Raw genomic sequence first — 13,591 nt, 5'->3', positions numbered from 1 at the left:
GCACGACGAAGGCCCCCGGGGATCCCGGGGGCCTTCGTCGTCAGCTCAGCGGCCCTGGTTTGCCACGGCGGCGGCGGCTTCCTTCGCGGCCGTGGGGTCGAGGTAGGTGCCGCCCAGCGTGAGCGGCCGCAGGTGCGGGTCGAGGTCGTAGCGCAGCGGGATGCCGGTGGGGATGTTCAGCTTGGCGATTGCCTCGTCGGAGATCTGGTCGAGGTGCTTGACCAGCGCGCGCAGCGAGTTGCCATGCGCGGCCACCAGCACCGTCCGCCCGGCCAGGATGTCCGGCACGATCGAGTCGTACCAGTAGGGCAGCATCCGGTCGACGACGTCCTTGAGGCACTCGGTACGCGGCATCAGCTCCGTCGGCAGCAGCGCGTACCGCGGGTCGCCGACCTGCGACCACTCGTCGTCGTCGGCGATCGGCGGCGGCGGGGTGTCGTACGAGCGGCGCCAGAGCATGAACTGCTCCTCGCCGTACTCGTCGAGGGTCTGCTTCTTGTTCTTGCCTTGCAGGGCACCGTAGTGACGCTCGTTGAGCCGCCACGACCGGCGCACCGCGATCCAGTGCCGGTCGGCGGCGTTCAACGCCAGCTCGGCGGTGCGGATCGCGCGACGCAGCACGCTGGTGTGTACGACGTCCGGCAGCAGGCCGTGCTCGCGCAGCAGCTCGCCGCCGCGCCGCGCCTCACCCTCGCCCTTTTCGGTCAGGTCAACATCCACCCAGCCGGTGAAGAGGTTCTTGGCGTTCCAGTCGCTCTCACCGTGCCGCAGCAGGACCAGCGTCCCCACCGTGGGCCCCTCGCTCGCAGTCATGCGGATCATCCTGCCCCACCCACGGGCAGGACACGCGGGCACCCGTCGTGACGACCACCACGTGAAAAACCTGATGCCCAGTCGATCTTCCCACGATTAGAGTTGTAAGGAGTTGTAGTCAGGTCGGTCATTACTTGCACGGGGGCGCCATATGCGGACGATGCAGAGTTGGTTCCGGGACACCACCGGAGGGCTACCAACCACTTTCTGGTACCTGTGGAGCGGCACCCTGATCAACCGGCTCGGCTCGTTCGTCCTCATCTTTCTCGCCATCTACCTGACCCAGGAACGCGGCTTCTCCGCGTCCCAGGCTGGCCTGGTGATCGGGCTCTGGGGCGTAGGTGGGGCGTTCGGCACCACCGCCGGTGGCACCCTGGCCGACAGGTGGGGCCGTCGGCCGACGCTGTTCACCGCGCACGTCGGCGCGGCCGCCATCATGATCGCGCTCGGGCTGGCCCGGGACTTCTGGGCGGTGGCGCTGGGCGCGCTGCTGCTCGGCATGTTCGCCGAGGCGGCCCGGCCCGCGTTCGGGGCCATGATGATCGACGTGGTGCCGGCGAAGGACCGCATGCGCGCCTTCTCGCTCAACTACTGGGCACTCAACCTGGGCTTCGCCTGCGCCGCTATCCTCGCCGGGTTCGCCGCGCAGGCCAACTACCTGCTGCTGTTCGTGCTCGACGCGGGCACCATGCTGATCACCGCGCTGATCATCTTCATCCGTGTGCCGGAGACCCGACACGCTGGCGGCCCGACCCCGATCGCCGCCCCGCGCGGCGCCCTGCGGACGATCCTCACCGACCGCATCTTCCTTGGCTTCGTGGCGCTGAACCTGCTCTCCGCGCTGGTCTTCCTCCAACACATCTCGATGCTGCCGATCACCATGGGCGACTCCGGGCTCAGCCCGGCCACCTACGGCTCGGTGATCGCGCTCAACGGCATCCTCATCGTGGTCGGGCAGCTCTTCGTCCCGCGGCTGATCCGGGGCCGCAGCCGTTCGCACGTGCTCGCGCTGGCCGCCGTGGTGATGGGCGTCGGGTTCGGGCTGACCGCGTTCGCCGGCACCGCCTGGTTCTACGGACTGACCGTGCTGATCTGGACGGTCGGCGAGATGCTGAGCTCGCCGTCCAACTCGACCCTCATCGCCGAGCTCTCCCCGGCCGAGCTGCGCGGCCGCTATCAGGGCGTGTTCGGCCTCTCCTGGCAGATCGCCGGGGCCAGCGCGCCGATCCTCGGCGGCGTGGTGCGCGAGCACGCCGGCAACGCCACCCTCTGGTACGCCTGCGCCGCGATCGGCGCCGTGACCGCGGTGGCCCACCTGGTGTCCGGCCCGGCTCGGGAGCGGCGTGCCGTTGCGCTACGTCGCACCGGCGCGGCGCTGGCACCGGTCAACGCGGTGCCGCCGGCGGCGCCGCAGCCCGCGGAGGCGGCGGCCATCTGACCTAGAGTACGCCTGGACAGTTAAGACGCTGAACTGTAAGGGGATCGGGTGCACGCCCTGCGGCGCTGGTGGCACGACACCGCCGGCGGGCTTCCCGCCACCTTCTGGTTCCTCTGGACCGGTCTGCTGATCAACCGGGCTGGCGCGTTCGCCATGCTCTTCCTCTCGCTGTACCTCACCGACGTGCGCGGGGCCAGCGTGTCGGTGGCCGGCGCGGTGGTCGGCGCGTACGGCGCCGGTGGGGCCGCTGGTGTGCTGCTCGGCGGGGTGCTTGCCGACCGGTGGGGCCGCCGGGCCACTCTGCTCGCCGCCCACCTGGCCACCGCCGGTTTGATGGTGGCGCTCGCCTTCAGCAAACCCTTGGCGCTGATCGCGGTGCTCTCCGCGCTGATCGGCGTGGTGCACTCGATGCCCAGCCCCGCCTTCGTCGCGGCGATCGTCGACGTGGTGCCCGAGGCGCGCCGCTCGCGGGCGTTCAACCTCCAGTTCTGGGCGTTCAACCTGGGCATGGCGATCGCACCACTGCTTGCCGGGGTGCTGGCCAAGGCCAGTTTCATCGCGCTGTTCCTGGTCGACGCGGGCACCACCCTGGCCGCCGCCGCCGTGATCGCCTGGAAGGTGCCGGAGACCCTGCGGCCCGCCCAGACGGAGCTGGCGACGAAAGCGGTCCGGCTCCGGCAGCCGGGGCTGCTCACCGCGCTGACCGACCGGATCTTCCTGGTCTTCGTCGGGCTCACCTTCGTGCTGGCCGTGCTCACCCAGCAGACCTCGACGATCATGCCGCTGGCCATGCGCGCGGACGGCCTGAGCCCTTCGGCGTACGGGCTGGTGGCGGCGCTCGGCGGCGCGCTGATCGTGCTCGGGCAGCTGTTCGTGCCCCGGCTGATCGACCGCCATCGCAAGCACGTCGTGCTGGCGGCCTCCACCGCGCTGCTCGCGCTCGGGTTCGGCGCGCTCGCCGTCGCCGACGAGTTGGCCGTCTACCTGGTCGCCGCGGTGGTCTGGACGGTCGGCTCGATGCTCGCTGCCCCGCCCAACGCGCAGATCAACGCCGACCTGGCACCGTCGCAGCTACGGGCGCGGTACCAGGCGGTCTTCTATCTGACGTTCCCGGCGGCGGCATTCGTGGCCCCCACGCTCGGCGGAGTGAGCCTCCAGTATCTCGGCGGCCGACACTGGCTGATCGTGGGCGGGCTCGGCCTGCTGGCCGCGTTGGGCCACCTGCTCGCCGGGCCGCCCCGGGAGCGGCACGTCGCCGCGCTGCACCGGGCCGTCGACCGGGAGCCCCCCCCCGCGCCCCACTAATCAGGTACGAGATACACAAGGCGCCCGCCCCGTCCCCGAAGGTCGTGGCGGGCGCCCGCAGTGGGGCCGGCGGCGGCGGGCAACACTCACCCCCGTAAGCGTCGCCCGCTCACGCCGCCGGTCCAAACAGGTGGGCACCGTCCCCCAACGGTTAATCCACCCGTCCCTCGCACCTCGCCTGGTGCGCGGATCTGATCGATCCGCCGCTCCCCCGAACGTTTCCAAGCGTGGTGCGGTGCAATAAAGTTAGTTCGCCCGGATTGCGAATTCAACCCGGAACGGCTGTTTCGCCGGTCACAACTCGCCGGTAGCCAGTGCTCTGGCCTCGGTCTTTGGCAACAGCCGCGTACCCGTCCGGCATTCCCGCAAACACCTCAACCGTCCTCCCGATCGGGTGACTCGGTCCGGAAGAAGTTACTCGGGCGGCCGTCGCGCAACTGCTCCTGATAAATCAGGTTCAGCCGGCGCAGGTCGAAAGTATGAAACCACTCATCCCAGGTGATTTCGCGAATCCGGCCGCTTTCCCGGTATCCGGGAATGTTGAAGGTCAGCACCCCGGCCCGGCCGTCCCGTTCGGTGCCGGCGATGGTCGCCGGCTTCGCCCCGCGCCGCCGAGCCCACTGCTGGATCACCTCATGGTTCGCGGTGACCAGACTCCGCCCCGGGCGCTCCGGCCGATCCGCGGTCGACGAGATCACCTGCGAACTGCGGACCGACCGCGCGGTGCTCCGCCCGGTACGGATCCCGCCAGCCGCCGTACCGCCGCTGGCAGCCGACGTGCGTTTCGCCGCCGCCGGCCGCGCAGGGGCCTTCTTCGCCGGTGCCTTCCGTGCGGGCGCCGTCTTCCGGGCCGCAGGCGCCTTCTTGGCGACCGCCGTCTTCCGGGCCGCAGGCGCCTTCTTGGCCACCGCCGTCTTCCGCGCGGCGGTCGTCTTTCGGGCCGCCACGGTCTTCCTCGGGGCAGTCGCCTTCTTCGCAGGCGTTGTTCTCTTCGCGGCGGTCGCCTTCTTCGCGGCGGCCCGCTTCGCTGGGGCGCTCTTGTTCGCCGGTGCGGCCTTCGCCCGGCTCGGCGCCGCCCTGGCCACCGACTTCTTCGTCGCGGCGGCACGACCCGCCGACGCCCTGGTGCCGGTGGCCCGGCCGGCCGGACCGGTGCTGCGCCGAGCGGCGCCGCCTCGCTCCGCCCGCAGCGAGCGCACCAGCTGTTTCACCAGGTCGGGCTTGCGCAGTGCGGAGATCCCGGAGACCCCCCGCTTGCGCAGCTGCCCACGGATGTCGTCCACCCGCATCCGGGAGATCTCCGACTCGGAGACTCCCGGAGTACCCGGCGTCTGGTTGCCAGCCTGTCGTTTCGTCCTGGTCGCAGTCCCGCCGCGACCTGAGCTGTTCCGCTGAGCCATGGCACGCTCACGCTCCTCGACACTCCGTCCTCGGCGCGCGGGGGTCCCAAATGCCGCACCGCGCGGTGCGGCATACCCGTCGGGGGCGGTCCGAACCACCAGCCGTCGGGTCACCCGGGCGGGTCGGCTCGGGGCCGGCGCTCAGGCCGGGTCGGGGCCGGAGCCGGAGGGCTCGAAGAGGTGCGTGAAGGCGGCCAGGTTGGCGGTCGACTCGCCGCGCTTGACCCGCCACTCGTACTCGCGCCGGATCGAGCTGCCGAAGCCGATCTCCAGCATGGTGTCGAAGGACTCGTCGGCGTAGGTGAGCACCGCGCCGAACAGCCGGTCCAGCTCGTCGGCGTCCACCCCCGCCGGGTTGACCCGTCCGGTCAGGTACACGTCGCCGACCGCGTCGATGGAGAAGGAGACGCCGTACATCCGGGCGTTGCGCTGCAACAGCCAGGCCCACAGCTCCTCGCGCCGCTCATCCGGCTGACGCATCACGAACGCCTCGACCCGCAACGCGTGCTCGCCGACGATCAGGTTGCAGACCGTCTTGAGCTTGTGGGTGCCCGGCAGGGTCACCGCGTAGGAGCCGGGCCCGGTCGACTCCCAGGCCAGCTCCCGCTCGGCACACACCGACTCGATCAAGGTCGCAAGATCGCTCTTCGGGCTCACCGGACCCACTCTACGACCGACCCGGCCAACGCACCGGGTGGCGACCGGCGCCCGCGGTCACCAGGAGCAGGAGAGCGCGGGATCGGCAGCCAGATCGGCAGCGAGCCGGGCGCGGTGCACGGCCATCGCCTCGCCGTAGACGGCGAGCAGCTTGGCGACCGTACGGTCCCAGGAGAAGTGCTGGGCATGCTGCTCGGCGCCCTTGGCGAGAGCCGCCCGCCGAGCCTCGTCGGGCAGCAGGTCACCCAGGGCACGCGCCCAGTCCACCGGGTCGTGCCCGTCGATCAGCACCCCGCTCACCTGGTCCTGGACGGCGGTCACCAAACCGCCGACGGCGGCGGCCAGCACCGGCGTGCCGCAGGCCTGCGCCTCCAGGGCGACCAGCCCGAACGACTCGTTGTGTGACGGCACCGCGACCAGGTCGGCGGCCCGGTACAGCGCCGGCAGGTCGTCGCCGGTGCGGGGTGGCAGGAAGCACACCCGGTCGGCCACCCCGAGCCTGGCGGCCAGCTCCATCAGCGCGGTCGGCCGGTCCAGACCACTGCCGCTGGGGCCACCGCAGATCGCCACGGTCACCTCGTCGGCCAGCGCCGGGTCGAGCTTGCGCAGCGCGGCGACCGAACGGATCAGCACGTCGGGGGCCTTGAGCGGCTGGATCCGGCCGACGAAGGCCACCACGTACCCCTCGACCGGCAGCCCCAGCCGACGGCGAGCGTCCCGGCTCGCCGCGGACCGGTCGCCCGGCGCGGGCCGGAACCGGTCCAGGTCGACGCCCGGCTGGACGACGGCGACCCGGGTGGGGTCGGCGTCGTACCGCTCGACCAGGTCGCGGGCCTCCACCCGGGTGTTGGCGACCAGCCGGTCCGCCTCGGCGACCACCTGCTCCTCGCCGATCACGCGGGCCTTGGGCTCCGGCCGGTCGCCGGCCGCGAGCTGGGCGTTCTTGACCTTCGCCAGGGTGTGCGCCGTGTGCACCAGCGGCACCCCCCAGCGCTCCTTGGCCAGCCAGCCGACCTGACCGGAGAGCCAGTAGTGAGAGTGGATCAGGTCGTAGTGGCCGGGCGGGCGGGCCGCCTCGGCGCGCAGCACCCCGGCCGTGAAGGCGCAGAGCTGGCCGGGCAACTCCTCCTTGGTCAGGCCCTCCAGGGGGCCGGAGGTGATGTGCCGGACCTGCACGCCGGGGGCCATCTCGACCACCGGGGGAAGGTCGCCGGAGGTGGCCCGGGTGAAGATCTCCACCTCGACGTTGGCCTCGGCGAGCCGCCGCGCGACCTCCAGGATGTAAACATTCATCCCCCCTGCATCGCCCGTGCCGGGCTGGTGCAGGGGGGACGTGTGTACCGAAAGGGTGGCGATGCGGCGCGGCCGGGGCCACGGACGGGCACCCCGCTGACGACCAACACCGGTGTGCAGTTCCGCCACGTCCGCTCCTCTTGTCACGGTTAATGCCGCGTCGCACGACCGGCGCTTCTTGGTCAACCTGTACGCCGGGTGTCATCTTCCCCATCGGACGACGGAAATGCTTCGCTGCGGTCCCTCGGGGTGACAGACCTCATCACCGCCCACCCGTCCCGCGCCCGCCCGAAGTCGGTCGGACGACCGGGGTGACAATGACCGGATGACCCCTGTCGCCATCGTCACCGGAGCGTCCAGCGGGATCGGCGCGGCCACCGCCCGCCGGCTCGCCGCCGAGGGCTTCCACGTGCTCGCCGCCGCCCGCCGCGCCGATCGGCTCGCCGATCTGGTCGCCGAGATCACCGCCGCCGGTGGGCAGGCGACCGCGGTGACCTGCGACGTCACCTCGGACGAGTCGGTGGCCGGGCTGGCCGAGGCCGCCGCGCAGGCACCCGGACCGGTCACCCTGCTGGTCAACAACGCTGGCGGCGCGCGTGGGTTGGACCCGGTGGAGTCCGGCTCGGTCCGCGACTGGCAGTGGATGTACGACGTCAACGTGCTCGGCACGCTCCGGGTGACCCAGGCGCTGCTGCCGGCGCTGGAGGCGTCCGGCGCCGGCACCATCGTGGTGGTGTCCTCAACCGCCGGCCTGACCGTGTACGAGGGCGGCGGCGGCTACACGGCGGCGAAGCACGCGCAGACCGCCATCGCCGGCACGCTCCGGCTGGAGCTGTGTGGTCGGCCGCTCCGGGTCATCGAGATCGACCCGGGCATGGTGCAGACCGACGAATTCGGGCTGGTCCGCTTCGACGGCGACGCGGAACGGGCCGCCGCCGTCTACGCCGGAGTGCCCGACCCGCTGGTCGCCGAGGACGTGGCGGACTGCATCGCCTGGTGCGCCACCCGCCCCGAGCATGTCAACGTGGACCGGCTGGTGGTCCGGCCGCGGGCGCAGGCCGCGCAGCACAAGGTGCACCGGGTGTCCTGAGGCCGGGATGAGCGAAGCAGCGCGACGCCGTCCGCTCGGCGTGGTCACCCGGGGTACGACCAACCCGAACCGGCTCCGCCGGGTGGACAACTGGATCGTCGCCACCTGCGCCGACCGGCTACGGGCAGCGGCCGACCCGCTGGTGGTCGACCTCGGCTACGGCGCCACCCCGGTGACCGCCGTGGAGCTGCGCGCCCGGCTGGCCGCCGGGGTCCGCCCCGACGTACGGCTGATCGGGCTGGAGATCGACCCCGCCCGGGTGGCCGCCGCGGCGCCGGCCGCCGATCCGCCCGGCCTGACCTTCGCCCGGGGCGGGTTCGAGCTGGCCGGGCTCCGGCCGGTGGTGGTCCGCGCGTTCAACGTGCTCCGCCAGTACGACGAGCGCGAGGTCCTCGACGCCTGGCGGACGATGACCGCCGCGCTCGCCCCGGGCGGGGTGCTGGTCGAGGGCACCTGCGACGAGTTGGGCCGGCTCGGCGGGTGGCTGCTGATCGACGCCGACGGACCCCGGACGCTGACCCTGGCTGCGAAGCTCACCACGCTGGGCAGCCCGGCCGAGTTGGCCGAGCGGCTGCCCAAGGCGCTGATCCACCACAACGTGCCCGGTGAGCCGGTCCACGCCCTGATCAAGGCGTTGGACGACGCCTGGCGGACCGCGGCGCCCTACGCCCCGTTCGGCCCCCGCCAACGCTGGCTGCAAGCCGTGACGAGCCTCAAGAACACCGGCTGGCCCATCCTCAACGGCCCCACCCGCTGGCGCCAGGGCGAGTTGACCCTCCCTTGGCCGCGAGTCGCCCCCACCGCGCCCTAGCCCCTCACCATCGCGCGATCTTGCACTCTCGGTCCCTTTGGCCGCGAGTCGCCCCCACCGCGCCCTAGCCCCTCACCATCGCGCGATCTTGCACTCTCGGTCCCCTTTATGCCACTTCTAGCCGGCTATGTCCGGGCAGTAAGTGCAAGATCGCGGGGGCGGGGGCGGGGCGGGCGCGGGGCGGGCGCGGGGGCGGGGCCGGGCCGGGCCGGGCCGGGCGCGGGGCTAGAACGTGCAGTTGATCAGGACTGGTTCGGGGTGGAGGCTCACGCCGAAGCTCGTCTCGACCTTGTCGCGGATCTCGCGGGCCAGGGTCAGCAGGTCCGCGGTGCTGGCCGTGCCGGTGCGGTTGGTGAGCGCCAGGGTGTGCTTGCCGGAGATGGCCACGCCGGCCGGCCCCGGGTGACCCTTGCCGAAGCCGGCCTTGTCGATCAACCAGGCCGCGCTCACCTTGACCATGCCGTCGGAGCCGGGCCAGGCCGGCGGCTCGCCCAGCTCGGCGGCGCGCTCCCGGAACAGCTCGTACGTCGCCGCGTCGAGCACCGGGTTGGTGAAGAAGGAGCCGACCGAACGAGTGTCCGGGTCGTCGGCGTCGAGCACCATGCCCTTGCCGGCCCGAAGCCGGAGCACCGCCGACCGGGCGTCGGCCAGCGGCACCTGGTCACCCACCTGGACGTCGAGCGCCCGCGCCAGCTCGGCGTAGCGCACCGGACCGGAGAGCGGAGAGCGGGTGAGCCGGAAGTCGACCGAGAGCACCACCCAGCGGTCCCGGTACTTGAAGATGCTGCCCCGGTACGCGAACCCGCAGTCGGCGGCGGGGATCCACTGACGGGTGTCCTCGACCCGGTCGTACACCTCGACGCCGGTGATGGTCTCGGCAACCTCCTGGCCGTACGCGCCGACGTTCTGGATCGGGGTGGCACCGGTCGAGCCGGGGATGCCGGACAGGCACTCCAGCCCGGCCCAGCCGTTGGCCACCGTGGTGGCGACCAGGTCGTCCCACGGCTCGCCGGCCTCGACCCGTACCGTGACCGACCCGGCGTCCTCGGCGAGGACCCGCAGCCCACGGGAGCGCACCAGGACGACCGTGCCGGGGAAGCCCTCGTCGCCGATCACCACGTTGCTGCCGCCGGCGAGGATCAGCACCGGCTCGGCGGCGGCCCGGACCGCCTGGATGATCTCGTCGACAGTGCCCGCGGCCACGATCCGCTCGGCAGGCCCGCCCATCCGCAGCGTGGTGTAGCTGGCCAGCGGGCCGGGGATGGCACGATCGGCATCGGTTGTCGACTGGGCGTAGGCGTCTGGCACGTCCTTCACCTTAGGCTGAGGGGCAGCCGCGGCACCCACTGGTCGCCCGGCACCCCCGGGAGGATGGCGATGAGCAGACTGCAGGGCAGCAAGGACTTCTGGATCGGGGCACTCCGGGCGGAGGGTCCCGCATTCGCTGCGGCGGTGGCGGAGGCGCCACCCGAGACACCGGTCCTCTCCTGTCCGGGCTGGACCGTCACCGATCTCACGTTGCACCTCGCCGGCGCCTACCACTGGGTGTCCTCGTTCGCCGGCTCCGGCCAGACCGCCGCCCCGGCCCGCCCGGACTTCGACGCGACCGGCCTCAGCCCGCTTCAGCTCTGGCAGCAGGGGTACGACAAGCTGATGGTCCTCCTGGACGGGCTCGACCCGGAGGCCCCGGCGTGGAACTGGGCCCCGCAGCCGAAGAAGGCCGCCTTCTGGCCGCGCCGGATGGCGCACGAGACGGCGGTGCACCGCTGGGACGCCCAACTCGCCATCGCCGCCGGTGAGCCGGTGGAGGCGAAGCTCGCCGCGGACGGGGTGAGCGAGGTGCTGGACACCTGGCTGCCCGCGGGCCGACGGCGGGTGCCGGGCGACTGGCACGGGGTGGTGCAGCTCTCCGCGACCGACGCCGCTCAGGACTGGTACCTGCGGCTACGCGGCGAGGGGGTGGCGCTGCTCGACACCGCGACCATCTTCGATCACGACGACCACCACGCGCGGGCGCAGGTCAGTGGCACGGCGAGCGACCTGCTGCTGGCGCTCTGGGGACGGGTCAGCTTCGATACGTTGGACGTCGCCGGCGACCGCAACCTACTCGAGGGTCTTCGTACCGGCTGAGGGCAAGCCCTGGACCACCGAAGGGGGCGTCGCTCCAGGACGCCCCCTTCGCGATCAGAGATGGCGGAGAGCGCTCTCATGTCTCTTGGAACGGCTCCCACTGGCCGTACGCTGTGCTGTACGACCCGGCGGACATGGAAGGTGCGGCCAAGCGTGAGCGAACTCCGTTTTCCCGAGCACTTCCTCTGGGGCGCGGCCACCGCCGCGTACCAGATCGAGGGCGCGGCCCGTGACGACGGACGCGGCCCCTCCATTTGGGACACCTTCAGCCGGACACCGGGCAAGGTGCATCAGGGCCACACCGGCGACGTCGCCTGCGACCACTACCACCGGTACGCCGACGACGTCGCGTTGATGGCCGAGCTGGGCCTGCGTGCGTACCGGTTCTCGGTCGCCTGGCCGCGCATCCAGCCGGACGGCACCGGGCCGGTCAACCCGCGCGGGCTGGACTTCTACGATCGGCTCACCGACACGCTGCTCGCGCAGGGCATCGACCCGATCGTCACGCTCTATCACTGGGACCTGCCGCAGAGCCTGGGCGACCGGGGCGGCTGGACCAACCGGGAGACCGCCGAGCACTTCGCCACGTACGCCACCGCTGTCCACAAGCAACTGGGCGACCGGGTGGACGTCTGGACCACCCTCAACGAGCCATGGTGCTCGGCCTACCTCGGCTACGGCAACGGGGTGCACGCGCCGGGCGAGCAGGACCCTGCGGCGGCCTTCAGCGCCGTCCACCATCTCCTGCTCGGGCACGGCCTGGCGGCCAGGGCGCTGCGCGCGGCCGGAGCGCGGACCGTGGGCATCACCCTCAACCCGGCCGACGTACGGCCAGCCGATCCGGACAGCGCCGCCGACGCCGCCGCGGTCCGCCTGGTCGACGGCCTGCACAACCGGATCTTCTTCGACCCGCTGCTGGCCGGCGGTTACCCGGACGACGTGCGTGAGCACATGGCGAAGATCGTCGAGCCGACGTTCATCCGGGACGGCGACGAGAAGCTCATCGCCGCCCCGATCGACCTGCTCGGCATCAACTACTACGCGCCCAGCTACGTCGCCGGCCGGCCCGACGGCGCTGGCGGCGGTGGCGCGTACCCGGGCACCGAGGGCGCGGTGCACTTCCTGCCGCCGGCCGGCCCGCTCACCGACATGGGCTGGATGATCGAGCCGGCGGGGTTGACCCGGTTGCTGGAACGGATCGCCACCGACTACCCCGGGGTGCCGCTGCTGATCACCGAGAACGGCGCGGCGTTCCCCGACAAGCCCGGCGCCGACTCGCCCGCCGGGTCGGGACAGGTGATCGACACGGACCGGATCGCCTACCTGGACGGTCACCTGCGGGCAGCCCATGAGGCGATCTCCCGGGGCGTGGACCTGCGTGGTTATCTCGTATGGTCATTCCTGGACAACTTTGAGTGGGCAGAGGGCTACCGCAAGCGGTTCGGAGTCGTGCACGTCGACTACCTGACCCAGCGGCGCACACCGAAGGCCAGCGCCCGGTGGTACCAGGAGGTGATCTCCCGGAACGGGCTGTGACGACCGGGGGGAAGGCGCGATGACAACGGCGCAACGGCCGACACTCGAGGCGGTGGCGGCGCGGGCAGGGGTGTCCCGAGCCACCGTGTCCCGGGTGGTCAACGGCTCCACCACCGTCGCCGAGCCGATCCGGGAGGCGGTCAACCGGGCGGTCGCCGAGCTGGGGTACGTCCCCAACCTGGCCGCCCGCAGTCTGGTCACCCAGCGCACCGACTCGATCGCCCTGGTCATGCCGGAGGCGGCCACCCGGGTCTTCTCCGACGACCAGGTCTTCCCCGGCATCATCCGCGGCGTCAGCCAGGAGCTGGAGGCGGCCGACAAGCAACTGGTGCTGATGCTGGCCGGCTCGCCGGCCGGGCACGACCGGGTCGAACGGTTCACCACCGGGCGGCACGTCGACGGCGTGCTCTTCGCATCACTGCACGGCGCCGACCCGCTGCCTGGCACGCTGGCCCGGCTCGGCATTCCGGTGGTGTGCAGCGGCCGGCCGCTCGGCGACGTCCCCGTGCCGTACGTCGACGTCGACCACGTCGGCGGTGTGACCGCGGCGGTGCGGCACCTGATCGACAGCGGTCGCCGACGCATCGCCAGCATCGCCGGTCCACAGGACATGATCGCCGGCATCGAACGGCTCACCGGCTACCGCAGCGCGATGGCCGCCGCCGGGCTGCCCGAGCTGATCGCGGTCGGCGACTTCACCCGGGAGTCCGGGGCCGCAGCGATGCACCGACTGCTCGTCGAGCACCCCGACCTGGACGCGGTCTTCGCGGCCTCCGACCTGATGGCCCACGCCGCCATGCGGACGCTGCGCGAGGTCGGCAGGCGGGTGCCGGAGGATGTCGCGGTGATCGGCTTCGACGACATCGAGACCGCCGCGTACACCGACCCGCCGCTGACCACCATCCGGCAGCCGATCGTGGAGATCGGCCGACGGATGACCCGTCAACTGCTCCGGCTGGCCGCCGGCGAGAGCATCGAACCGGCGATCATGCTCCCCACCGAACTGATCCTGCGCGACTCCGCCTGACCCGCCGTGCCGTGCCATGCCCCGCGTCGCGCGCCCGCGCCGCGCCACGCCGCCGCGCGCCCGCGCCACGCCGCCGCGCGCCCGCGCCGCG

At 72.1% G+C, this 13,591-nt stretch carries 12 protein-coding genes; 7 read left to right on the top strand and 5 right to left on the bottom strand.

Annotated elements, in window-relative coordinates; genetic code table 11:
• Positions 1-45: 45 nt before the first annotated feature.
• Positions 46-813 (bottom strand): phosphoglyceromutase, encoded by a 768-nt coding sequence (locus V6V47_RS17360; protein ID WP_334629294.1) that lies wholly within the window; start codon positions 811-813, stop codon positions 46-48.
• A gap of 151 nt (positions 814-964) precedes the next feature.
• Here V6V47_RS17360 and V6V47_RS17355 point away from each other — a divergent pair, with 151 nt between their 5' ends.
• Positions 965-2,251: an MDR family MFS transporter gene (locus V6V47_RS17355; protein WP_334629293.1), complete on the top strand. Its 1,287-nt coding sequence runs from the start codon at positions 965-967 to the stop codon at positions 2,249-2,251.
• 48 nt (positions 2,252-2,299) lie between these two features.
• Positions 2,300-3,556 carry an MFS transporter gene (locus tag V6V47_RS17350; RefSeq protein WP_334629292.1) on the top strand — a complete coding sequence of 419 codons (1,257 nt, stop codon included), beginning with the start codon at positions 2,300-2,302 and terminating at the stop codon, positions 3,554-3,556.
• Between the two features lie 374 nt (positions 3,557-3,930).
• Here the strand turns inward: V6V47_RS17350 and V6V47_RS17345 are convergent, their stop codons facing one another.
• The 3 genes from V6V47_RS17345 to mshA all read right to left on the bottom strand — a co-directional run bounded on the left by V6V47_RS17345 (position 3,931) and on the right by mshA (position 7,035).
• Entirely contained in the window at positions 3,931-4,746 is an 816-nt protein-coding gene (locus V6V47_RS17345) for a hypothetical protein (RefSeq protein WP_442934257.1), read from the bottom strand.
• 351 nt (positions 4,747-5,097) lie between these two features.
• Positions 5,098-5,613, bottom strand: coding sequence for a YbjN domain-containing protein (locus V6V47_RS17340; protein ID WP_334629290.1), 516 nt, complete (start codon positions 5,611-5,613; stop codon positions 5,098-5,100).
• Positions 5,614-5,670: 57 nt separating this feature from the next.
• Positions 5,671-7,035 (bottom strand): D-inositol-3-phosphate glycosyltransferase, encoded by a 1,365-nt coding sequence (gene mshA / locus V6V47_RS17335; protein WP_334629289.1) that lies wholly within the window; start codon positions 7,033-7,035, stop codon positions 5,671-5,673.
• Positions 7,036-7,231: 196 nt separating this feature from the next.
• Here mshA and V6V47_RS17330 point away from each other — a divergent pair, with 196 nt between their 5' ends.
• Positions 7,232-7,996, top strand: coding sequence for an SDR family oxidoreductase (locus V6V47_RS17330; RefSeq protein WP_334629288.1), 765 nt, complete (start codon positions 7,232-7,234; stop codon positions 7,994-7,996).
• 7 nt (positions 7,997-8,003) lie between these two features.
• On the top strand, positions 8,004-8,807 hold the full coding sequence (locus V6V47_RS17325; protein WP_334629287.1) for a class I SAM-dependent methyltransferase: 804 nt from the start codon (positions 8,004-8,006) through the stop codon (positions 8,805-8,807).
• 225 nt (positions 8,808-9,032) lie between these two features.
• Here V6V47_RS17325 and V6V47_RS17320 read toward each other — a convergent pair whose 3' ends face one another.
• Positions 9,033-10,124 (bottom strand): UDP-N-acetylmuramate dehydrogenase, encoded by a 1,092-nt coding sequence (locus tag V6V47_RS17320; RefSeq protein ID WP_442934252.1) that lies wholly within the window; start codon positions 10,122-10,124, stop codon positions 9,033-9,035.
• 54 nt (positions 10,125-10,178) lie between these two features.
• Here V6V47_RS17320 and V6V47_RS17315 point away from each other — a divergent pair, with 54 nt between their 5' ends.
• From V6V47_RS17315 to V6V47_RS17305, 3 genes are all read left to right on the top strand, one after another.
• Entirely contained in the window at positions 10,179-10,937 is a 759-nt protein-coding gene (locus V6V47_RS17315) for a maleylpyruvate isomerase family mycothiol-dependent enzyme (protein ID WP_442934251.1), read from the top strand.
• A gap of 153 nt (positions 10,938-11,090) precedes the next feature.
• Complete coding sequence (locus tag V6V47_RS17310) at positions 11,091-12,473, top strand: GH1 family beta-glucosidase (RefSeq protein WP_334629284.1); 1,383 nt, start codon at positions 11,091-11,093, stop codon at positions 12,471-12,473.
• A gap of 19 nt (positions 12,474-12,492) precedes the next feature.
• Positions 12,493-13,500 carry a LacI family DNA-binding transcriptional regulator gene (locus tag V6V47_RS17305; RefSeq protein ID WP_334629283.1) on the top strand — a complete coding sequence of 336 codons (1,008 nt, stop codon included), beginning with the start codon at positions 12,493-12,495 and terminating at the stop codon, positions 13,498-13,500.
• Positions 13,501-13,591 lie beyond the last annotated feature (91 nt).

It is taken from the genome of Micromonospora sp. CPCC 205539 (assembly GCF_036906815.1).
Classification (GTDB): Bacteria; Actinomycetota; Actinomycetes; order Mycobacteriales; family Micromonosporaceae; genus Micromonospora.
The sequence above is the reverse complement of the archived record's forward strand: the minus strand, read 5'-3'. Positions and strand labels throughout refer to the sequence as shown.